General features: G+C 73.6%; 18 protein-coding genes and 1 tRNA gene. 10 read left to right on the top strand and 9 right to left on the bottom strand.

All coding sequences use genetic code 11. The features are described 5' to 3' along the window. Positions 1-6 precede the first annotated feature (6 nt). Positions 7-78: transfer RNA gene (locus tag MTF65_RS06935), tRNA-Cys, on the bottom strand. Positions 79-262: 184 nt separating this feature from the next. On the opposite strand from MTF65_RS06935, the gene MTF65_RS06940 reads away from it, so the two are divergent. The 4 genes from MTF65_RS06940 to MTF65_RS06955 all read left to right on the top strand — a co-directional run bounded on the left by MTF65_RS06940 (position 263) and on the right by MTF65_RS06955 (position 4,468). Beyond that, the gene (locus tag MTF65_RS06940) at positions 263-1,732 is read left to right on the top strand and encodes an MFS transporter (RefSeq protein ID WP_243627419.1); all 1,470 of its coding nucleotides are present in this window, start codon (positions 263-265) and stop codon (positions 1,730-1,732) included. Positions 1,733-1,961: 229 nt separating this feature from the next. After that, positions 1,962-2,162 (top strand): hypothetical protein, encoded by a 201-nt coding sequence (locus MTF65_RS06945; protein ID WP_243627420.1) that lies wholly within the window; start codon positions 1,962-1,964, stop codon positions 2,160-2,162. Then, a complete protein-coding gene (locus MTF65_RS06950) occupies positions 2,159-2,566 on the top strand; it encodes a type II toxin-antitoxin system death-on-curing family toxin (protein WP_243627421.1) in 408 nt (135 codons plus the stop codon). The genes MTF65_RS06945 and MTF65_RS06950 overlap by 4 nt, the downstream gene beginning before the upstream one ends. A 117-nt stretch (positions 2,567-2,683) precedes the next feature. Further along, positions 2,684-4,468, top strand: coding sequence for a DEAD/DEAH box helicase (locus MTF65_RS06955; RefSeq protein ID WP_243627422.1), 1,785 nt, complete (start codon positions 2,684-2,686; stop codon positions 4,466-4,468). Between the two features lie 98 nt (positions 4,469-4,566). On the opposite strand, the gene MTF65_RS06960 is transcribed toward MTF65_RS06955, so the two are convergent. Continuing rightward, a complete protein-coding gene (locus MTF65_RS06960; RefSeq protein ID WP_243627423.1) occupies positions 4,567-6,165 on the bottom strand; it encodes a hypothetical protein in 1,599 nt (532 codons plus the stop codon). Between the two features lie 377 nt (positions 6,166-6,542). Between MTF65_RS06960 and MTF65_RS06965 the strand changes: the two genes are divergently transcribed. Both MTF65_RS06965 and MTF65_RS06970 read left to right on the top strand, forming a co-directional pair. Continuing rightward, positions 6,543-7,184: an IclR family transcriptional regulator gene (locus tag MTF65_RS06965; protein ID WP_243627424.1), complete on the top strand. Its 642-nt coding sequence runs from the start codon at positions 6,543-6,545 to the stop codon at positions 7,182-7,184. Between the two features lie 341 nt (positions 7,185-7,525). After that, positions 7,526-8,323, top strand: coding sequence for a S16 family serine protease (locus MTF65_RS06970; protein ID WP_243627425.1), 798 nt, complete (start codon positions 7,526-7,528; stop codon positions 8,321-8,323). Here the strand turns inward: MTF65_RS06970 and MTF65_RS06975 are convergent. The 4 genes from MTF65_RS06975 to MTF65_RS06990 form a co-directional block, all read right to left on the bottom strand. Then, positions 8,253-9,557, bottom strand: a complete 1,305-nt coding sequence (locus tag MTF65_RS06975) for an MFS transporter (protein WP_243627426.1) — start codon at positions 9,555-9,557, stop codon at positions 8,253-8,255. The genes MTF65_RS06970 and MTF65_RS06975 overlap by 71 nt on opposite strands. Beyond that, on the bottom strand, positions 9,554-9,778 hold the full coding sequence (locus MTF65_RS06980) for a hypothetical protein (protein ID WP_243627427.1): 225 nt from the start codon (positions 9,776-9,778) through the stop codon (positions 9,554-9,556). Before MTF65_RS06980 ends, MTF65_RS06975 begins: the two co-directional genes overlap by 4 nt. A 66-nt stretch (positions 9,779-9,844) precedes the next feature. After that, the gene (locus MTF65_RS06985; RefSeq protein ID WP_243627428.1) at positions 9,845-10,444 is read right to left on the bottom strand and encodes a transcriptional regulator; all 600 of its coding nucleotides are present in this window, start codon (positions 10,442-10,444) and stop codon (positions 9,845-9,847) included. Positions 10,445-10,523: 79 nt separating this feature from the next. Continuing rightward, complete coding sequence (locus MTF65_RS06990) at positions 10,524-10,994, bottom strand: Lrp/AsnC family transcriptional regulator (RefSeq protein ID WP_243627429.1); 471 nt, start codon at positions 10,992-10,994, stop codon at positions 10,524-10,526. A 129-nt stretch (positions 10,995-11,123) separates the two neighbouring features. Between MTF65_RS06990 and hppD the strand changes: the two genes are divergently transcribed. Further along, positions 11,124-12,269: a 4-hydroxyphenylpyruvate dioxygenase gene (gene hppD / locus MTF65_RS06995; protein WP_243627430.1), complete on the top strand. Its 1,146-nt coding sequence runs from the start codon at positions 11,124-11,126 to the stop codon at positions 12,267-12,269. A 146-nt stretch (positions 12,270-12,415) separates the two neighbouring features. On the opposite strand, the gene MTF65_RS07000 is transcribed toward hppD, so the two are convergent. Continuing rightward, entirely contained in the window at positions 12,416-14,212 is a 1,797-nt protein-coding gene (locus MTF65_RS07000) for a tetratricopeptide repeat protein (RefSeq protein WP_243627431.1), read from the bottom strand. On the opposite strand from MTF65_RS07000, the gene MTF65_RS07005 reads away from it, so the two are divergent. After that, the gene (locus MTF65_RS07005) at positions 14,135-15,637 is read left to right on the top strand and encodes an FAD-binding oxidoreductase (RefSeq protein WP_243627432.1); all 1,503 of its coding nucleotides are present in this window, start codon (positions 14,135-14,137) and stop codon (positions 15,635-15,637) included. The genes MTF65_RS07000 and MTF65_RS07005 overlap by 78 nt on opposite strands. A gap of 55 nt (positions 15,638-15,692) precedes the next feature. On the opposite strand, the gene MTF65_RS07010 is transcribed toward MTF65_RS07005, so the two are convergent. Next, positions 15,693-16,172, bottom strand: coding sequence for an SsgA family sporulation/cell division regulator (locus tag MTF65_RS07010; RefSeq protein WP_243627433.1), 480 nt, complete (start codon positions 16,170-16,172; stop codon positions 15,693-15,695). 273 nt (positions 16,173-16,445) lie between these two features. Here MTF65_RS07010 and MTF65_RS07015 point away from each other — a divergent pair, with 273 nt between their 5' ends. Together MTF65_RS07015 and MTF65_RS07020 are read left to right on the top strand one after the other, a co-directional pair. Continuing rightward, positions 16,446-18,650 (top strand): RDD family protein, encoded by a 2,205-nt coding sequence (locus MTF65_RS07015; protein ID WP_243627434.1) that lies wholly within the window; start codon positions 16,446-16,448, stop codon positions 18,648-18,650. A 417-nt stretch (positions 18,651-19,067) separates the two neighbouring features. After that, complete coding sequence (locus MTF65_RS07020) at positions 19,068-19,805, top strand: RDD family protein (RefSeq protein ID WP_243627435.1); 738 nt, start codon at positions 19,068-19,070, stop codon at positions 19,803-19,805. A 114-nt stretch (positions 19,806-19,919) separates the two neighbouring features. Here MTF65_RS07020 and MTF65_RS07025 read toward each other — a convergent pair whose 3' ends face one another. Next, a complete protein-coding gene (locus MTF65_RS07025; RefSeq protein ID WP_243627436.1) occupies positions 19,920-20,282 on the bottom strand; it encodes a hypothetical protein in 363 nt (120 codons plus the stop codon). Between the last annotated feature and the right edge of the window lie 164 nt (positions 20,283-20,446).

Genomic DNA, 20,446 nt, shown 5'->3' on the forward strand with positions numbered 1-20,446 from the left:
GCCGCGAAGCCGTGACCGGAATCGAACCGGCGTAACCCGCTTTGCAGGCGAGTCCCTCAACCACTCGGGCACACGGTGGGTGGTGGTGATGTCCAAGACCGTACGAGGGGCCGCGCGGGTGGGGAAGGGATGCGCGCGCCCCGCAATGTGATTGCCATGCGGGGTTCATAGGCGTAGGGCTGGAGGCCGAGGGCTGAGGGACGAGGCGGGATCCGACTAATTGACAGGGTCGATCGCGGGGTACGCACCTTACGCTGGGGCGATGAGTGCCCTCGAACCCCGCGCGCCCGAGCGAACCGCACCCGTCCCGGTCCCCGCGGAGAGCGGCGGCGGCGGGATCATGGGGGTCGCGTACCGGACGCTCAGCATCGGCATCATCTCCGTCATCTTCCTGATCGCCTTCGAGGCGACCGCCGTGGGCACGGCCATGCCGGTGGCCGCGCGGGAGCTGGAGGGGATCGGGCTCTACGCCTTCGCCTTCTCCGCGTACTTCACGACGAGCCTGTTCGGCATGGTCCTGTCGGGCCAGTGGGCCGACCGGCAGGGCCCGCTGCGGCCGCTGACCGTCGGGATCGGGGCCTTCGCCGCCGGACTGGTGTGCTCCGGCACCGCCGGCGTCATGTGGGTGTTCGTCCTCGGGCGGGCCGTGCAGGGGTTCGGCGGCGGGCTGGTCATCGTCGCGCTCTACGTCGTGGTGAGCCGGGCCTACGAGGAGCGGCTGCGCCCCGCGATCATGGCGGCCTTCGCCGCGAGCTGGGTGGTCCCGTCGATCGTGGGACCGCTGGCCTCCGGGACGGTCACCGAGCACCTCGGGTGGCGCTGGGTGTTCCTCGGGATCCCCGCGCTCGTGGTCGTTCCGCTGGTGGTGGCGCTGCCGGCGATACGCAGGAGCGCGTCCGGGCCGGTCGATCCGGACGCCCCGGCCGAGCCCTTCGACCGGCGGCGGATCCGGCTGGCGCTCGGGATCTCGGTCGGCGCGGGGCTGCTCCAGTACGCCGCGCAGGACCCGCGGTGGCTGTCGCTGCTCCCGGCGCTCGCGGGCGCGGCGCTGCTGGTGCCCGCCGTACGGGGGTTGCTGCCGCGCGGGACGTACCGGGCGCGGCGCGGGCTGCCGTCGGTGGTGCTGCTGCGCGGGGTGGCGGCGGGGTCGTTCATCGCGGCGGAGAGCTTCGTGCCGTTGATGCTGGTCACGCAGCGGGGGCTGAGCCCGACCCTGGCCGGGTTCTCGCTGGCGCTGGGCGGGGTGACGTGGGCGCTGGGGTCGTGGATCCAGTCCAAGGGGCGGATGGAGCCGTACCGGGAGCGGCTGATGGTGCTGGGCATGCTCATGGTCACCGCCGCGATCGCGGGCGCGCCGGCGGTGCTGATCGCGTGGGTGCCGGTGTGGACGCTGGCGCTGGCCTGGGGGCTGGGGTGCCTGGGGATGGGGCTGGTGGTCGGTTCCACGAGCGTGCTGCTGATGCAGTTGTCCGCGCCGGAGGAGGTGGGGGCCAATTCCGCGGCGCTGCAGATCTCCGACGCGCTGGCCAATGTCGTGCTGCTGGCGGGGGGCGGGGCGGCGTTCGCCGCGCTGGGCGGCGGAGCCGTCGGGGCCGCGCATGCCTTCGACGGCGGGGGCGGGGCCTCGCACCCCGGGGCGTTCGTCGTGGTGTTCCTGCCGATGGCCTGCGTGGCGCTGGTGGGTGCATGGGTCGCGACCCGGCTGGAGCCGGTTCCCGCCGCCGAGGCGTGAGCGGGGCGCCGGTCCGGGCTGGCGCTGGTCCGGGCTGGCGCCGGTCCGGGTAGGCGCTGGTCCGGGTAGGCGCTGGTCCGGGCGGGCGCCGGTCTGGGCAGGCGCCGGTCCGGGCAGGTTTGAGCGGGGCCGGTGTGCCGGGCAGGTTTTAGTGGGGCGGTGCCGGGCTGCGTCCCCGGCCGGTGGTAAAGGCGGTGAGGCGTCGCCCTCGGGCCGCTACGCTCCCGGCATGAGCGAGCTGGTGATCCGGTTGTCCGAGAGCGAATGGGCCGAGTTGGCCGATCTCGCCGACGCCACCGGGGGGACGCCCGAGGAGCGGGCGCTGGACGCCGTGCGCGGTTGTCTGCGGCAGGAGCGGGCGCGGGTCGCGGAGGAAGCCGGGCGGCTGGCGTCGCGGCACGCCGCGCTGCTGAAGAGGCTGGGCGAATGAGTACCCGGCCGAGCACCCGGCCGAGTACCCGGCACCTCACGCTCGCCGAGGTTCTCGATCTCGCCCGGCACGCGTGCCTCGCCCAGGACCAGCCCGTCGAACTGCGCGCCCCCGGGCTGCTGGAGTCGGCCGTGCACCGGCCGCGGGCGCGGATGTTCGGGACGCCGGCGTACGAGGATCCGTACGAGCAGGCCGCCGCGCTGCTCCACGGGATCGCCACGAACCACCCCCTCGTCGACGGGAACAAGCGCACGGCCTGGCTCGCCGCCGCCACCTTCCTCGCCTTGAACGGCGTGGATCTCGGGGGAGTTGATCAGGATGCCGCCTATGACCTGGTCATCGACGTCGCGTCCGGCACCGAGGGCGATGTGGCGCGGATCGCCGAGCGGTTGCGCCACATGTGACGCTCGCCGCACCGCCCGAGGTCACGGCCCCGTCCCTCCGCGAGGGGTGGGGCCGCACCGGTAGGGTGGCCCGGTTGTCCTACGTACGACCGCCGCCGAGAGCCCGAACCGGAGACCGTGACTACTACCGCCTCCCACCACCTCTCACCCGCCTTCCCCGGCCGTGCGCCCTGGGGTACCGCCAGCAAGCTCCGAGCTTGGCAGCAGGGTGCGCTGGACAGGTACCTGGAGACCCAGCCCCGCGACTTCCTCGCGGTCGCGACGCCCGGCGCCGGAAAGACCACGTTCGCGCTGACGCTGGCGTCGTGGCTGCTGCACCACCACGTCGTCCAGCAGGTGACCGTGGTCGCGCCGACCGAGCACCTCAAGAAGCAGTGGGCGGAGGCCGCCGCCCGGATAGGCATCCGGCTGGACCCGGAGTACTCCGCCGGGCCGCTGAGCAAGGACTACCACGGGGTCGCCGTCACGTACGCGGGTGTGGGCGTGCGCCCGATGCTGCACCGCAACCGCTGCGAGCAGCGCAAGACCCTGGTGATCCTCGACGAGATCCACCACGCCGGTGACTCGAAGTCCTGGGGCGAGGCCTGCCTGGAGGCCTTCGATCCGGCGACCCGGCGGCTGGCCCTGACGGGTACGCCCTTCCGGTCCGACACGAACCCGATTCCCTTCGTCGCGTACGAGGAGGGGAACGACGGGATCCGGCGGTCCTCCGCCGACTACACCTACGGCTACGGGAACGCCCTCGGCGACGGCGTCGTCCGGCCCGTGATCTTCCTTTCGTACAGCGGCAACATGCGCTGGCGCACCAAGGCGGGCGACGAGATCGCCGCCCGGCTCGGCGAGCCGATGACCAAGGACGCCATCTCGCAGGCCTGGCGCACGGCGCTGGACGCGCGCGGCGACTGGATGCCGAACGTGCTGCGCGCCGCCGACCAGCGGCTGACGGAGGTCCGCAAGGGCATCCCGGACGCGGGCGGCCTCGTCATCGCCTCCGACCAGGACTCGGCGCGCGCGTACGCCAAGCTGATCCGGGAGATCACCGGGACCAAGGCGACCGTCGTGCTGTCCGACGACACGGGCGCGTCGAAGCGGATCGACGACTTCAGCGCCAACGGGGACCGCTGGATGGTCGCGGTCCGCATGGTGTCCGAGGGCGTCGACGTACCGCGTCTCGCGGTGGGGGTTTATGCCACCACCATTTCTACGCCTTTGTTCTTTGCGCAGGCTGTCGGGCGATTTGTGCGTTCGCGCAGGCGCGGTGAGACCGCGTCCGTGTTTCTTCCGACAATTCCGTATCTCCTCGGCTTTGCCAATGAGATGGAAGTCGAGCGCGACCACGTCCTCGACAAGCCGAAGAAACAGGGTGAGGAAGACCCGTACGTCGAGTCCGAGAAGGAAATGGACGAGGCGAACCGGCAGGAGGACGAGGACACCGGCGAGGACGAGCAGATGTCCTTCGAGGCGCTGGAGTCCGACGCCGTCTTCGACCGGGTGCTGTACGACGGCGCCGAGTTCGGCATGCAGGCGCACCCCGGCAGCGAGGAGGAGCAGGACTACCTCGGCATTCCGGGTCTGCTGGAGCCGGACCAGGTGCAGATGCTGCTGCAGAAGCGGCAGTCGCGGCAGATCGCGCACAGCCGGCGCAAGCCGGACGGGGAGGCGGACCTGCTGGAGCTGCCCGCCGAGCGGCGGCCGGTGGTCTCGCACAAGGAGCTGCTGGAACTGCGGAAGTCGCTGAACACCATGGTGGGGGCGTACGTCCACCAGAGCGGCAAGCCTCACGGGGTGATCCACACCGAGCTGCGGCGGGTGTGCGGGGGGCCGCCGAGCGCGGAGGCGACGGCCGGGCAGCTGCGGGAGCGGATCAAGAAGGTGCAGGAGTGGGCGACCCGGATGCGGTGACGCCGTAGCCTCCGGCGGTTCTTACGGAGACGGGGACGGGGTCCGTGCGGAGGTTCGCACGGACCCCGTCCCCGTCTGTCGTGACCGACCGTGGGGCCTTACGCGGTCGGACGGCGGCGTCGACGGCCGGTTCCGGCGACGAGCGCCGCGCCCATGGCGAGGGCCGCGCCGCTCGCGCCGAGCGCCCAGGTGGTGGCGGCGTCGGCGCCGGTCTGGGCGAGCTGGCCGCCGCCGGTCTGGGTGGTGGTGCCGGTGCCGGTGCTGCCGGTGCTCCCGATCGGGGTGGAGCCGCCGTTCTCGGTCGGGGTGTTGCCGGTGCCGGTCTCCGTGCCGGTGCCGGTGCCGGTGCCAGTACCGGTGCCGGTACCCGTGCCCGTACCGGTGCCCGTGCCGCCGCCCGTGGTCGGGTCGGCCGCGAGGATCTTGGTCTTCTGGTTGGCCGACATGGACGACATGAAGTCGCCCTCCGGGTCCTCCTGCGGCGCGTAGCCGAAGGTCCCGATGTGGAACCGGCCGGCCGGGGTGTCGGCCGCGAACTTGATGCGCAGCTCGACGACCTTCTTCTCGCCCGCCTTGAACGCGTACGTGCCCAGGTCGCCGCCGATGACCTCGTCGGACCCGCCGAGCTCGATGTCGTGCCAGCCCTTGCCGTCGCGGACCTGGACCTTGACCTGCGAGGCGTCCACGAACTGGCCGTAGCCCATCGGGCGGCCCATCATGATCGCCACGGTGTACTCGTCGATGTCGCCGATCCCGGCGTTGTCGAGGGTCAGCTTCAGGGTCTGCCAGTCCGCGCCCGCCGTGAAGCCGGCGGAGGGCACCCCTTCCAGGGTCAGCTGCGGGCCTTCGAGGTGACCGGGCAGCTCGCCCTCCTCGCCGGAGGAACCCTCACCGATGTCCGCGGTCTCGAACGCCCCCGGGGAGATGACCCGGCCGGCGGCGTCCACGCCCTCGGCGTAGCCGTAGATCTCGACCGTGGTGTCCGGGGCGTCGGCGGTGAAGCCGAGGCGCAGTTCGAACGTGCGGGTGGTGCCCGCCTTGACCGTGGTCGGCGCGAACTGGATCTCGATCGAGCTCGTGTCGAAGTCCAGGTTCACGGCCTTGGCCGGCTTCCACGTGCCGTCGGCGCCACGCACCTCGGCCTTGACCTGCTGGGTCTTCAGCGTGCCGTCGAAGTCAGTGACGCCGACCGCCAGGGCGTAGTCCTTGACGTCCACGCTCTCGTCGGTGGCGTCGACCGTCACCGTGAGCGGTGTCAGGGCGGCGCCGGGCGTGAAGGACTTCGGGACGCCCTGGATCGCGAGGTCCGGGCCGCCGCGCCACTTCTCCTCGCCCTGGCCGGGCTCGTCCTCTTCTTCCTCGTGAAGAGTGAGCTCCGGCGGCTGGGGCTGCGCCTGCTTCTGCTGCGGGGCGGCGGGGGTCTCGGTCCTGGGGGCGGCCGGGGCCTTCGGGCTCTCCGCCCTCGGGCTCGCCGCGTTCGGGGCCTGCGTGGCCGGGGTCTGGGCGGCCGGGGCCTGCGTCGCCGGGGCCGCGGGCGCCTGGTCGGCCTCCGGCTGGGCGGCGTCGTCCTTCGGCGCCGAGTCCGGGGTCGTGACCGCCGGGTTGCGGACCTCGTCGGCCATGGCGGGCGTGCTCATCAGAACCGTCGGTCCGACGACCGCCGCGGCGGCCACGACGGCCATACGCTTGAACTTCACTGGTTTTTTCCCTCCATGCGGCCCGGTTCGCGCGGTCGCCCGCCGTTTTTGGGGCCGCCCCCCTAATGTTTTTGAACGCGATCAGCCTAAAGGGGCGTGATGGCTTTGAAGGGGCCGGGAGATCACGAATTGACACCGCTCTCGAAGGAAAAACGGCATAAAGCGGCAGTAGGCGCCCGGATTCTGGACGAGCCCTTCCGCTGAGCGGACCCGCTCGCTAATGTCCCCGCATCGAACGCCTCCGTGGCAGAGCCGCCGCGGGAGCGCAGCCGGTGCCATGGCCGCTACCGGCGGCCTCTCCGTGCGTTGCCGTGGGACCGGCGACGCTCCACCCCGCGAGAGTCACCGCCGCTCACCGAAAAAGAGGGAGAGGCGTCGTGACCGCGGAAACCTCCCAGACTCTCGACAGAGGGCTCAAGGTCCTCAAACTGCTCGCCGACACCGACCACGGTCTGACCGTCACCGAGCTCTCCAACCGCCTCGGTGTGAACCGCACCGTGGTCTACCGACTCCTCGCCACGCTCGAACAGCACGCCCTGGTCCGCCGGGACCTCGGCGGCCGGGCGCGCGTCGGCCTCGGTGTGCTGAGGCTGGGCCGCCAGGTCCACCCGCTGGTGCGCGAGGCGGCCCTGCCCGCGCTGCGGTCGCTCGCCGAGGACATCGGGGCCACCGCGCACCTGACCCTCGTCGACGGCACCGAGGCGCTCGCCGTCGCCGTCGTCGAGCCGACCTGGACCGACTACCACGTGGCCTACCGGGCCGGGTTCCGCCATCCGCTGGACCGGGGGGCGGCCGGACGGGCCATCCTGGCGGCCCGTCAGGGCACCCTGACCGAGCCGGGGTACACGCTGACCCACGGGGAGCTGGAGGCGGGCGCCAGCGGCGCCGCCGCGCCGCTGGTCGGCATCACCGGGCTGGAGGGCAGCGTCGGCGTCGTCATGCTGGCCGACGCCGTGCCGGAGCGGGTGGGGCCGCGGGTCGTGGACGCGGCCCGCGAGGTCGCGGACGCCCTCCGCTGACGGGCCGGGCCCGGGCCCACGGCAGGGCTGCGCCCGGGCCCCCTGATCGGGCTTGAGTCGCCGTGCCGTGCCGCCGTGGCGTGCCGGGGTTTCGGGTGCGGCGCCGCTGCTGGGGCTCCGCCCCAGACCCCGCGCCTCAAACGCCGGCGAGGCTGAATGAGCCGGGGCTCCGCCCCAGGCCCCGCGCCTCAAACGCCGGCGAGGCTGGAAGAGCTGGGGCTCCGCCCCAGACCCCGCGCCTCAAACGCCGGCGAGGCTGAGAGACGCCGGCGGGGCTGGGAGACGCCGGCGGGGCTGAGAGGTCGGGGCTGGGTGGTGGGGTGGGGGGATAGATTGGGTGGGTGCTCTCTCGCCTCACACGTCTGCCGCGTCCCGCCGCCCTGGGGTTGTGCGCCCTGCCCGTGGCCGGGCTGTTCGTCGTGGTCGCCTTCGCGCCGTTGCCGTTCGTGATCGCCCAGCCCGGGCTGACGGCCGACGTCCTCGGCGCCCGCGACGGCAAGCCCGTCATCACCGTCACCGGCACCCCCACCCGCGAGACCAAGGGCCAGCTCCGGATGACCACCATCCAGGCCACCGGCCCCTCCTCCGCCGTGAACCTGCCCGAGCTCCTCGACCACTGGTTCGACGGCACCCGCGCGGTCATGCCCCGGGAGGCCGTCTACCCCACCGGCGGAAGCGACAAGGACATCGAGCGGCACAACCTGGAGGAAATGACCACCTCCCAGTCGGACGCCGCCCAGGCCGCCCTCGGCTACCTGCACAAGGACCCGAAGGACGTGAAGGTCGAGCTCAACCTCGCCGACGTCGGCGGTCCGAGCGCCGGGCTCCTCTTCTCCCTCGGCATCGTCGACAAGCTCGACGGTGACGGCAGCGGCGGCGACCTCACCGGCGGCCGCAGCATCGCCGGTACGGGCACCATCACCGCGGACGGCGAAGTCGGCGCGGTCGGCGGCGTGGCACTGAAGACCCAGGCCGCCCGGCGCGACGGGGCGAGCGTGTTCCTCGTACCGAAGGCGGAGTGCTCGGACGCCCAGTCCGAGCTTCCCGAGGGGCTCCGGCTGGTCCCCGTCACTTCGCTGTCGGATGCCGTGGACGCTCTGCGCGCGCTGAACCGGGGGGAGCGGGTTCCGTCCTGCTGACCGGCCCCGCCCGGCGGTCGTCCATCGCGCGCCAGGCCGGGAAGACCAGCGGCGCGAGCGTCGTGAGCAGGTAGGTGCCGCCGAACAGCAGCAGCGCCCGGGTGGCCCCGAACCCGTCGACCAGCAGGCCCGCGGCGAGCCCGCCCAGCGGCATGGTCAGTTCGCAGCCCGCCGTGGTGACGCCCGAGACCCGGCTGCGCAGCTCCTCCGGCACCTTCTCGTACATCAGCGTGGACAGGATCGGGTTGAGCACGCCCGCGCCCAGACCGGCCAGGGCCATCGTCACCGCGAGCGGCAGGGTGGTGTCGGTGACGGCGGCCACCACGTAGCGGGTCGCGCCGGAGGCCAGGAAGGCCGCCGCGAAGACCGTCCTACGGGGGAACCGCTCGCCCCACGCCCCGTAGAGCAGGGCGCCCAGCAGCGCGGAGCCGCCGAAGAGGGAGATCATCAGGCCGAGGGTGGCGGAGCCGCCGAGTGCCTCGCGGCCGTGCACCGGCAGCAGGACGGAGGACCAGCCCTGGTCCAGGCCGTTGGTCATCATCACCATCACGGTGATGCCCATCAGCAGCCGGGAGCGGACCAGGAAGTCCCACCCTTCGGCCAGTTCGGCCCGGTAGACCGAGAACGACACCTTTCCGGAGGCGCGTTGCGGCTCGGCGGCCGGAATACCGCGCAGGAACGCGGTGACCAGGAGGGCCGACGCCCCGAACGTGGCCGCGTCCAGCAGCAGGACGGCCTCGGGCCCGAAGACCGCGATCAGTACGCCGGCCAGCGCGGCCCCGATCATCCGGGCTCCGCGCGAGACCGCGTCGTAGAGGCTGGCCGCCCGGGCGACGGTGGTGCCGGCGTGCGCGGCGAGGTCCGGCAGCAGGACGTGACGGGCGGTCAGGCCCGGGGTGTGCACGAGGCCGCCGAGGGCCATCAGCGCGCACAGCATCCAGAACTCCAGCAGGCCCGCGTAGTGCAGCAGCGGGATCGCGCCGACCGACAGACCGCAGACCAGGTCGGAGACCGCCGAGATCCGGCGGCGGCCGATGCGGTCGATGACCGGGCCGCCGACGAGCGCGGCGATGACGACGGGCAGGGTGGCACAGAAGGCGACGACCCCGGCCCGGCCGGCGCTGCCCGTGGTCTGGAGTACGAACCACGGGACGCCGATCAGGGTGAGTGAACTCCCCGCTATGGAGATGGTGTTGGCGGCCAGTACGGCCGTGAAGGGCCGCCGCCCGCTCACGCGGCGTGCTGCTGGATGCGGGCGTGGACGTGGGCGGGCTGCATCAGCCGGATTCCGGCCGAGACCAGGGCCTCGCCGACCCGGTTGCGCAGGGCGGGGAAGGCGGGCAGGGCGGCCGGGGCGTTCCCGGCGGCCTCCCGGGCCAGGCGCCAGGCGGCGGCGTCGGCGGCCAGCTCGGCGGCGTGGGCGGCGTGGATCTCGGCGTGCGTGAAGGCGTGCATGACGGGACTCCTTCTACGGAGGGAGATGGAGAAGGGGGGGAGGGGCGCGCGGGTCGCGTCGCGTCGCTACTCGGCGCCGCGGCGCGGGAAGGCGTGCGTGTGGATGCGGACGGTCTCCGCGCCCTCGGTCGGCGGCACATCGCGGTAGCTGTTGACCAACTCGTGCATCTTGTGGATCAGTTCGTGGCTCTGCTCGGGCGTCAGGCGCAGCGTGAAGTCGCTGAGGTCGCTGGAGCGCCGCCACTCCTTCGGCCAGTTGTGCGCGTCGCCGAGCCAGGTGCTCGTCTCCTGGGTGTGGATCGTCGCGATCTCGTGGAGGAAGGCGTCGGCCGCTCCGCGCGTGTCCGGGTCGGTGTCGTACATCAGCGACTCGTCGAACTGCGTGCCGTCGTGCGCGGCCTTCCACCACCGCTCGCGGCCCTTGCCGTGCTCGGGCGCGTCCTCGACGAACCCGTGCGCGGCGAGCTGGCGCAGGTGGTAGCTGGTGGCCCCGCTGGACTCCCCGAGCCGCTCCGCCAGTTGTGAGGCGGTGGCGGGGCCGTCGTGGCGCAGGGCGGCCAGCATGCGCATCCGCAGGGGGTGGGCGAGGCCGCGCAGGGAACGGGCGTCGAGGGTGCGGACCTTCGGCGCGGCGGGGCGCTCGTTCTCGTTCTCGTTCTCGGGCATGGCTCCACAGTAGAGTTGCAAAGACTTCTATGCAAGGGTTTCTTTGCAACGCGTTCTTTGCATCCCTGCTCTGTGGGGGTCAGCCCTCCTGGGCCGCCTGCTCCACCAGCGGGATCACGCGCAGCGGCACCGGGTTCTCCATCACGATCGCCGTCGAGGCCCGCACGATCCCCTCGAAACCCACCACCCGGTCGATCACCCGCTGGAGATCGGCGTTCGACTTCGCCACCAGCCGGCACAGCATGTCCCCGTGCCCGGTGGTCGTGTGCAGCTCCAGCACCTCAGGTACGCCGTCCAGGTGGGCCCGTACGTCCGCCCCCTGCCCCTGCTTGATCTCCAGCGTGGCGAAAGCGGTGACCGGATACCCGAGCGCCGTCGGGTCCACCTGGGGCCCGAACCCGCGGATCACCCCGCTCGCCTGGAGCCGGTCCAGGCGCGCCTGGACGGTGCCGCGGGCCACGCCGAGCCGGCGCGAGGCCTCCAGAACCCCGATCCGGGGCTCGCGCGCGAGCAGGACGATGAGCCGCCCGTCGAGTTCGTCGATACCCATGGAAGCCTTCCCTCGATCGGCTGGTCATACTGCACAGATCTCTCAGTCATCCTGCGCCCGGGCTGGCCAGTCTGTACAGCAGAAAGAGAAACTATTGCGCAGCTTGTGGATCGGCGGGACTCTGCGTTTATGACTGAGACCCTCGACACCACCCCCCACACCGCGCGTGAGGCAGACCCCTTCCCGGTGAAGGGCATGGACGCGGTCGTCTTCGCCGTGGGCAACGCCAAGCAGGCCGCGCACTACTACTCCACCGCCTTCGGCATGAAGGTCGTCGCCTACTCCGGACCGGAGAACGGCGTCCGCGAGACGGCCAGCTATGTCCTGACCAACGGCGCCGCGCGCTTCGTCTTCACCTCGGTGATCAAGCCGACGACGGACCACGGCCGCTTCCTCGCCGAGCACGTCGCCGAACACGGCGACGGCGTGATCGACCTCGCGATCGAGGTCCCGGACGCGCGGGCGGCGTACGCGTACGCCGTCGAGCAGGGCGCACGCGGGCTGGACGAGCCGTACGAGGTGAAGGACGAGCACGGCACGGTGGTACTGGCCGCCATCGCCACCTACGGCCAGACCCGGCACACGCTCGTCGAGCGCGTCGATTACACCGGGCCGTACCTGCCGGGTTATGTCGCCGCCCAGCCGGTGGTGCCGCAGCCGGCGAAGCGGACCTTCCAGGCCATCGACCACTGCGTGGGCAACGTCGAGCTCGGCCGGATGGACGAGTGGGTCGCCTTCTACAACAAGGTCATGGGCTTCACGAACATGAAGGAGTTCGTGGGCGACGACATCGCGACCGAGTACTCGGCGCTGATGTCGAAGGTGGTCGCGGACGGCACGAAGAAGATCAAGTTCCCGATCAACGAGCCGGCGATCGCGAAGAAGAAGTCGCAGATCGACGAGTACCTGGAGTTCTACGGCGGCCCCGGCGTCCAGCACATCGCGCTGGCCTCGAACGACATCGTCGCGACGGTGCGCACGATGCGCGCGGCGGGCGTCCAGTTCCTCTCGGTTCCGGACACGTACTACGACACGCTCGGTGAGTGGGTCGGCGACACCCGCGTGCCGATCGACGAGCTGCGCGAGCTGAAGATCCTGGCCGACCGCGACGAGGACGGCTACCTCCTGCAGATCTTCACCAAGCCGGTGCAGGACCGCCCGACGGTCTTCTTCGAGATCATCGAGCGCCACGGCTCGATGGGCTTCGGCAAGGGCAACTTCAAGGCCCTGTTCAAGGCGATCGAGCTGGAGCAGGAGAAGCGCGGCAACCTCTAACTCCGCCAAGTCCGCTAAGTCCGCGCGCCGCACAGTCCGGGGCCCCCGCCGCGCGGGGCCCCTGGCTGTTGCGGGGAAGGGTGGAAGGCCGGGGCGGGGGCCGGTGACCAGCCGGCGGCCGGCCCCGCCCGCGGCACGGATCGCGGTCAGTACGCCGAAGGCGAAGGCGAAGGCGAAGGCTCCGGTTCCGGCTCGGGTTCCGGCGCCCGGTTCGGGTCCGGACTCGGATCCGCCGTCGGGGCGGCGGCCTGCGGCTTGGTCCCCGGCTTCGGCTTCGCCGCCGCGGGGTTCGGTTGCGGCTTCGGCTTCGGCAGCTCCGGCTGCACCCACGGAGTGCGCGGCTGCATGTGCTCCGGCCCGCCCGGCGCCGGCTGCCCGATCGCCGCGAGCGCCGCCTTCGCCAGCGGCCCGCGCACCGGCGAGAACACCGGGTTCGTGCGCAGCGTCTCCTGCAGATGCCGCCGCGCCGCCGCCTCGTCGCCCAGACCCCGCTCGATCACCGCCCGGTGGTACGAGAACTCCGCGCTCCGCAGCCCCAGGTCCGTCGCCGTCTTCGCGTACTCCAGCGCCGCCGCGTCATTCCCGGCCCTGTGCAGGGCCCACCCCAGCGCATCCGCCACCTGCACGCTCCTGTGCCGGGCCCATTCCGCCGAGAGCCGCCGCACCGCCGACTTCGCGTCCCCGTGGTCCGCCTCGAACAGCCCGAGGACCACCTCCTCGTTCACCCCGTTGGTCCCGCCCGCGGCGCCCCGGGCCGCGAGCGCGCTGAGCGCCTCGTACGGCGTGCGGGCCTCGTCCGCCCGGCCCAGTGACTCCAGCAACTCGCCCAGCTCCAGCGCCAGCCGCGGCACCGGCGCCCGCCCCAGCGCCAGCCGGTAGTCCCGTACCGCCTCCCCGCCCCGCCCCAGGCCGGCCAGCGCCCGGGCCCGGCCGCCCAGCGCGCCCGCCTGCCCCGGGTCCGCCCGCAACGCGCCCTCGTACAGGCCCAGCGCCGTCGCCGTATCGCCCCGCTCCCAGGCCAGTTCCCCGAGCCGGAACAGTACGTAGGCCTTCTCCGTCGGGGTCTTCGCCACGCCCCCCGCGTGCTCCATCGCCAGCCACGCGTCCTCGCGCCAGCCGCGGTCCCGGAACACCTGCGAGGCCCTGATCCGCGCCGCCAGCCCCGAGTGGAGCTCCTCCAGCCGCCCCAGCGCCTGCTGCGCGGCCTTGTAGTCGCCGAGCCCCGTGTAGGCGTCGATCAGCACGGGGTACGCCGTCCAGCGCTTCGGCGCCTGCGCCCGTACCAGCTCGCCCCACTTCTTCGCGGTCCCGAAGTCGCTACGGGCGTTGGCCAGGGCGCCCATGCCGGTCATCGCGTCCAGGTTGCCCTTCTCCGCCGGGCGGACCTCCAGCGACCGCTTCAGCGCCTTCTCCGCCTTCGGGAACCAGCCCGAGTCCGCCGTCCGGCGCGCCTGTTCCAGGTACGCCGACCCGAGCACCGCCCAGGACGCGTCGTCGTCCGCGTGCGCCGCGACCCACTTCTCCCGGTCGGTGATCAGTGCCGTCAGGTCCACCGCCGCCGCCGGGGCGCCCATCCCGACCGCCGCGGCGGCCCGTTCGCCCGGCCCCGGCGGGCGGGCGTCGTCGCCCGCGCCGGCGGGCCGGATCAGCAGGGCGCCCGCGATCAGGACCACCGCGACCGCCGCCGCCACGAGCGTCTTGCGGCCGGTGAAGGTCACGGGCGGCGCCGGCTGCTGCGCTTCCTCGTCGATACGGTCGAAACGGTGCATGGGGTCACTGTGCGTCAATATGAAGAGCTCGCCGAGGTGTCCGAAGAGGGTCGCGGCCGTGTTCACACCGATGGCCCCGGCTGCCACGCTGCCCCCATGGCTGACGATCTCTCCGCGCCGCTCCACGACCACGTCCACGACCACGTCCAGGACCGCGTCCACGGCCGCCTGCACGACCGCCTCCACGACACATTTCAGGACACCGTCCACGACACCGTCCAGGACGGCCTCCACGACCGCCTGCGCGCGAGCCTGCTCGAAGGGCTGCCCGCCGAAGCCCTCCTGACCGATCCCCAGGTCACCGCCTCCTACGCCACCGACATGGCCGGCTTCTGCGCCGCCGGCACCCCGGCCGCCGTGGTCCTGCCCCGCACCGTCGAACAGGTCCAGCACGTCCTGCGCACCGCCACCGCCCTACGGGTCCCGGTGGTCCCCCAGGGCGCCCGTACGGGCCTGTCGGGCGCCGCCAACGCCTCCGACGGGTGCATCGTGCTGTCCCTCCTCGCGATGGACCGCATCCTGGAGATCGACACCGTCGACCGGATCGCCGTCGTCGAGCCGGGCGTGGTCAACGCCGTACTGTCCCGGGCCGTCGCCGAACAGGGCCTGTACTACCCGCCCGATCCCTCCAGCTGGGAGCAGTGCACCATCGGCGGCAACATCGGTACCGCCTCGGGCGGTCTGTGCTGCGTCAAGTACGGGGTCACCGCCGAGTACGTCCTCGGCCTCGACGTGGTCCTCGCCGACGGACGGCTGCTGCGCACGGGCCGCCGTACCGCCAAGGGCGTCGCCGGATACGACCTCACCCGGCTGTTCGTGGGCTCCGAGGGTAGCCTCGGCGTCGTGGTACGGGCCGTCCTCGCGCTGCGCCCCGCGCCGCCCCGGCAACTGGCACTGGCCGCCGAATTCCCCTCCGTCGCGGCCGCCTGCGCGGCCGTCTGCGCCGTCATGGAGGCCGGATTCACCCCCTCCCTGCTGGAACTGATGGACCGCACGACCGTCCGCGCCGTCAACGCCCTCGGCAGGATGGGGCTGCCCGAGTCCACCGAGGCGCTGCTGCTCGCCGCCTTCGACACCCCGGACGCGCCCGCCGCCCTCGCCGCCGTGGGGGAGTTGTGCACGGCCGCCGGGGCGACCGCCGTCGTACCCGCCGAGGACGAGGCGGAGTCGGAACTGCTGCTCCAGGCCCGGCGGATGTCGCTGACCGCCCTGGAGGAGCTGAGGCCGGCGACGATGATCGACGACGTGTGCGTACCGCGGTCGCGGCTCGCCGAGATGCTGGACGGCACGGCCGCCATCGCCCGCGCGTACGACCTGCTCATCGGGGTCTGCGCGCACGCGGGCGACGGCAACACCCACCCGGTCGTCTGTTTCGACCCGGCCGACGAGGACGAGACCCGCCGGGCCCGCGCGTCCTTCGACGAGATCATGGCGCTCGGGCTGGCGCTGGGCGGCACCATCACCGGGGAGCACGGCGTCGGCGTCCTGAAGAAGGAGTGGCTGGCGCGCGAACTGGGGCCGGTGGGGCTGGAGATGCAGCGCGGCGTCAAGCAGGCCTTCGATCCGCTGGGCCTGCTCAACCCCGGCAAGCTCTTCTGACTCCCCGCGCCGCCCCCGGGCGGCTCACGGTGTTCGGGCACGCCGCCCGCGCCGTTCAGTGGTCCCCCTCCCCGGACTCGTCCGAGGGCCACGGGTCGCGCAGCCACAGGTCGTCCGCCGGGGTCGGGGTGAGCAGCTCGGCCAGCGCGGCGTCCAGGCCGAGCCGCTCCGCCTCGGTGCCCGGCGGGACCACGCGCAGGGTGCGCTCCAGCCAGGCCGAGACCGAGTCGGCCGGGGCCTCCAGCAGGGCGTCGCCGTCGGGGGAGCTCAGCGCCATGCAGAGCACGCCCTTGCCGCCGATCTTCGTGGGCCAGATCCGCACGTCTCCGTGGCCGCACGGACGGAACACCCCCTCGACGAGCAGCTCACGGGCGAAGGTCCAGTTGACCGGGGCGTTGGAGCCGGTGTGGAAGGTGATGTGGACGGCGTACGGGTCGTCGGTCAGGTAGAGCAGCCGGGCGGGGACGGGGACGCTGCGCTCGGGGGACAGGACCAGCTTGAGTTCCAGCTCGCGCTCGATGACGGGGTGGTGCATGGCGGCCTCACTTCGTGCTCTGCGGCGTGTGCCGCGTGTACGGGGCCTGGATCGGGCCCACGCAAGGAGAGAGCGCGGTGGTGCCCGGGTATGACGCGACTTCCGGCAGAGGAGGAGAGGTTGGCCGAATTCTGTCGGCTGACTGAAAGTAGCCGTGGGAAGGAGTGTTCGCCCGAAGGTTGGGATTCTCCCGTTACCCGACCTGTCGGGCCGAGGTTCTTGGCTATGGTCCTTCCCTGGACAAGCCTCAAGCCACGATCGGAGTTGGGGACATTGACGGCCTCCCCTGGTGACGGCGAGCACGCGGCCCGCGAGGGCTACTACCCCGATCCGTCCATCCCCGGCTACGTCCGGTACTGGAACGGCCTGTCCTGGGTTCCCGGTACGAGCCGCCCCGCGCCCCCGGTGGACGAGACGGGTCCGGTGTTCCTGGACGAGACGTCGGCGACCGAGGCGCTGCGGGAGCCCGAGCCGGAACCGGAGCCCGAACCGGCCATCGCCCTCGCCCCGGTGATGTGGCAGGCCGATCCCGCCCACCAGTACGGCTTCGGGGGGCCCAGGGACGCGCGGGTGTCCTGGGGGAGCCCGGAAGAGGCGCCGGAGGCGGTGGATCCCGCCCAGCGGCCGCCACGGCCGTCCGGGGTCTCGCTGGCCCGTAAGCCGTCGGCGGAGGGGCCGGCGCCGGGCATCCTGTCGGCCCGCTCCCCGGCAAGCCAACCCCCGACCCCGACCCCGACCCCGCTCTCCGCCCCGGCCTGGCCGGCCGCCCCCGGCGGCCGTAGCGGGTCCGGGTCGGCCCCCACCTCGGCCCCGGCCCCGGTCTCCGCCCCGGCGCGGCCGGACGCCCCCGACGGTCTTAGCGGTTCCATGCCGGCCCCCGCCCCGGCCCCCGTGTCCGCCCCGGCGTGGCCGGACGCCCCCGGTGGCCGTAGCGGGTCCGGGCTCACCTCCTCCTGGCCCGGGGCGGCCTCAACCCCCCGCCCCTCGCCGGTGACCGCCCCAGCGGCTGCCGCCCCCGCGCCCTCACAGGCGCCAGCGCCCTGGGAGACCCCCGCAACCCCCGTCGCCTCGGCGCCCCGGGCGGCGGGAACGGCCTACGCGGCCCCGGTGTCCCCTGCGGCCTCCGGCGCCCCAGCCGTCTCGGCCTCGCCGGCGGGACCGGCCCACGGAGGCTCTGAGGCCTACGCGGGTTCTGCGACCCCCGCGCCCCCTGCCGTCTCGACGCCCCGGGCGGCGGGAACGGCCCCTGCGGCCCCGGCCGTCTCGGCCGCCTCGCCGGTGGGACCGGCCCACGGGGGCTCCGCGGCCTACGCGGCCCCCGGCGGCGCCCCGGCCGTCTCGCCCGCCTCGCCGGCGGGACCGGCCCACGCGGGCTCTGCGGCCTCCGGCGCCCCGGCTGTCTCGGCGGCCCGGGCGGCCTACGCGGACGCTGCGGCCCCCGGCGGCCCGGGCCACTCGGGCTACGCGCCTCCTGCGGCCTCCGGCGCCCCGGCGGTCTCGCTGGCGGGAACGGCCCATGCGGGCTACGCGGCTCCTGCGGCGTCCGGCGCCCCAGGCGGTTCGGCGCCCCGGGCGGCGGGAACGGCTCCTGCGGGCCCTGCCGTCTCGGGGGCCAGGGCGGTGGAAACGGCCTACGCGGCTCCCGCGGCCTCCGGCGCCCCAGGCGCCTCGGCGGCCCGCGCGGGCTCTGTGGCCTCCGGCGCCCCGGCGGTCTCGGCGGCCTCGCTGGCGGGAACGGCCCATGCGGGCTACGCGGCTCCCGCGGCGTCCGGCGCCCCAGGCGGTTCGGCGGCACGGGCGGGCTCTGCGGGGTCCGGGGCCCCGGCCGGCTCGGCGGTCTCGCCGGTGGGAACGGCCTACGCGGGCTCTGCGGGTTCCGCTGCGCCCGCGACCCCTGGGGTCCCCGCTGCCCGGGAGGCTCCCGGGGGCCCGAAGCCCGCCGCCCCCGCGACAGCGGACCCGGCCGCGCCGCGCACCGCGCGGGCCGTGTTCGAGCGCATGGCGGAGCGCGCCGTACGCCCCGCCGGGCTGGTGCGCCGTGCCGTTGCCCGCGCGCTGGACTCCCTCGTCCTCGGCGCCGTCACGGCCGGGGCCGCCTGGCCCCTCGTACCCGGCGCCACCTCGCACCTGGAGGCCAAGGTGGACGTGGCCCGGGGGGCCGGCCGCACCACCACCGTGTGGTTGCTGGACGGCACCATCGGCGGCTACCTGGCCGTCGTCCTGGGCGCCGTCCTGCTCTTCGGGGTGTTCTACGAGGTGCTGCCCACCGCCCGCTGGGGCCGCACCCCGGGCAAGAAGCTGCTCGGCATCCGGGTCCTGGCCACCGCGACCCTCCGCCCGCCGACCTTCGGCGCGGCCCTGCGCCGCTGGCTCGTGTACGCCTTCCTCGGCCTCCCGGGCAGCCTCTGGTCCCTCGCGGACCGCCGCCGGCGCCGCGCTTTGCACGACCGGGCGGCGGGCACGTACGTAGCCCGCTGAGCGGTCTCGGGGAAGTGGGGCACGCCTCCACGCCGCCCGGCACGGCACCTCGCCGTACTGCCGCATCGCCCGTACGCGGACCCGCGCCTTCAGCCTCGCCGGCGTTTGAGTGGGGGTCCCCCCGGACGGAGTCTGGGGGAGGGTCCGGGCGGAGCCCGGTGCCCGGCGGAGCCGGGTTCCTCCCCCAGCTACCGCTGGGAGGTGCCCCCAGGGGCTCTGCCCCAGACCCCGCGCCTCAAACGCCGGCGAGGCTGAGGTGGTGCCCGGCGTACTCGGGCGATGCGGCAGCACGCCGAGGTACCGCACCGGGCGGCGTGGAGGCGTGCCCCACTTCCCCGAGGCCGCTTGGCCGGCCTCCGTCGCCCGGACGGACGCGGTCCCATTGCGGGGTCCCGGCAGCCGGGTTCGACTCGGGCCATGAGTACCGATCAGCCGCCGCCGGGCGAGCCGCCCGAGGAAGACCCGTTCCTCAAGAAGCCCCAGGAGCCGACACCTCCGTCGGGCGGTTCGCCGTACGGCTCGCCGCCTCCGCCCCCGGGAGCCCCCGGCGGCCCTGGCGGCCCCGGAGCCCCCGGCGGTGGCGCGGGCCACGGCGGGTTCCCTCCGCCCCCGTACGGCGGCGGTGGCGCGGGAGACCCGTACGGCGGCGGCGGGGGCATGCCCGACCCGCTCGCGGGCATGCCCCCGCTCGCGGACTTCGGCAGGCGCCTCGCCGCCCGCGTCATCGACGTGCTCATCGTCACGATCCCGCTGTTCCTGATCCAACTGCCCTTCGGCACCCAGCGGTACGTGGTGGACACGTCCAAGGGTGAGGACGTCACCGAGGTCATCGCCAAGTCCTACGACGGCAGCGGTCTGCTCTGGACGCTGATCGGGATCGTCGCGTACGTCGGCTACGACTGGTGGTTCACGAAGAAGGACGGCCGGACCCTCGGCAAGAAGTCGATGGGCCTGCGCGTCGCGATGCTCAACGACGGCAGCGTGCCCCCCTCCAACGCGTCCCTCAGCCGCGCCGCCGTGCTGTGGGTGCCGACGCTGGTGTGCTGCTTCTGCCTGTGGCCGCTCGCGCTGATCGTCTCGATGCTCGTCGACAAGCCCTACAAGCAGGCGCTGCACGACAAGGTCGCCAAAACGGTGGTGGTCAAGTCGACCTGACTCGGCCTGACTCGACCTGACCCCATGTCCCGGGCGCGCTCGCGGGCGGTCTCCCCTCGGGGAGGCCGCCCGTCCCGCGTCCGGCCCGCCGAGCCCAGCGGAGCGCGGCCGAGCTCAGCGGAAGCTCGGCCGAGCTCCGTGGTGGACGGGGTGTTCGGCAGCGGCCGTCCGGGGACCCGACACCCGGGCGGCCGCAGTCATGTCCGCGGGCTCGGCCGCGGATGCGGGCTCCGCCGCGGAGGCGGGCCCGGCGGGCGCGGGCGCTGCGGGCGCCGCGGCCCGGGAAACGGCGTGCCGGCCGCGCCGCCGCGGCGCCGGCACCGTGAGCGCGACGAGGAGGCCGAGGGCGAGCGCGGCCGCGGAGATGACCGCGACTCCCAGCCCGGTGCTCGTCTGCGAGAGCAGCAGCATGGCGATCGTCGACACCACGACGGTGGCGGACCCGTAGGCGAGCTGTGCGGCAGTCGGACGCGGCATGGCGATATCCGTCCTCAAGGCGGGCGGGGAGGGGGAGTCGGCTCAACTCGGTCGCGCGTCAAGTGACTCTACGACGGGAGATGCCCGAGCGGAACCGACAGTAAGCGTGACCTCACCCGAATATGCCCTCGCGCTGGAGCATGGGGGGCGCACGGGGTCATGCG

Origin of the sequence: Streptomyces sp. APSN-46.1 (assembly GCF_022815725.1) — a bacterium.
Classification (GTDB): domain Bacteria; phylum Actinomycetota; class Actinomycetes; order Streptomycetales; family Streptomycetaceae; genus Streptomyces.

Coding starts and splice junctions, on each gene's coding strand:
- hppD (WP_243627430.1), top strand. CDS start 11,124: ATGACTGAGACCCTCGACACCACCCCCCACACCGCGCGTGAGGCAGAC.
- MTF65_RS07010 (WP_243627433.1), bottom strand. CDS start 16,172: ATGCACCACCCCGTCATCGAGCGCGAGCTGGAACTCAAGCTGGTCCTG.
- MTF65_RS06980 (WP_243627427.1), bottom strand. CDS start 9,778: ATGCACGCCTTCACGCACGCCGAGATCCACGCCGCCCACGCCGCCGAG.
- MTF65_RS06990 (WP_243627429.1), bottom strand. CDS start 10,994: ATGGGTATCGACGAACTCGACGGGCGGCTCATCGTCCTGCTCGCGCGC.
- MTF65_RS07025 (WP_243627436.1), bottom strand. CDS start 20,282: ATGCCGCGTCCGACTGCCGCACAGCTCGCCTACGGGTCCGCCACCGTC.
- MTF65_RS06985 (WP_243627428.1), bottom strand. CDS start 10,444: ATGCCCGAGAACGAGAACGAGAACGAGCGCCCCGCCGCGCCGAAGGTC.
- MTF65_RS07005 (WP_243627432.1), top strand. CDS start 14,135: ATGGCTGACGATCTCTCCGCGCCGCTCCACGACCACGTCCACGACCAC.
- MTF65_RS06945 (WP_243627420.1), top strand. CDS start 1,962: ATGAGCGAGCTGGTGATCCGGTTGTCCGAGAGCGAATGGGCCGAGTTG.
- MTF65_RS06950 (WP_243627421.1), top strand. CDS start 2,159: ATGAGTACCCGGCCGAGCACCCGGCCGAGTACCCGGCACCTCACGCTC.
- MTF65_RS07020 (WP_243627435.1), top strand. CDS start 19,068: ATGAGTACCGATCAGCCGCCGCCGGGCGAGCCGCCCGAGGAAGACCCG.
- MTF65_RS06940 (WP_243627419.1), top strand. CDS start 263: ATGAGTGCCCTCGAACCCCGCGCGCCCGAGCGAACCGCACCCGTCCCG.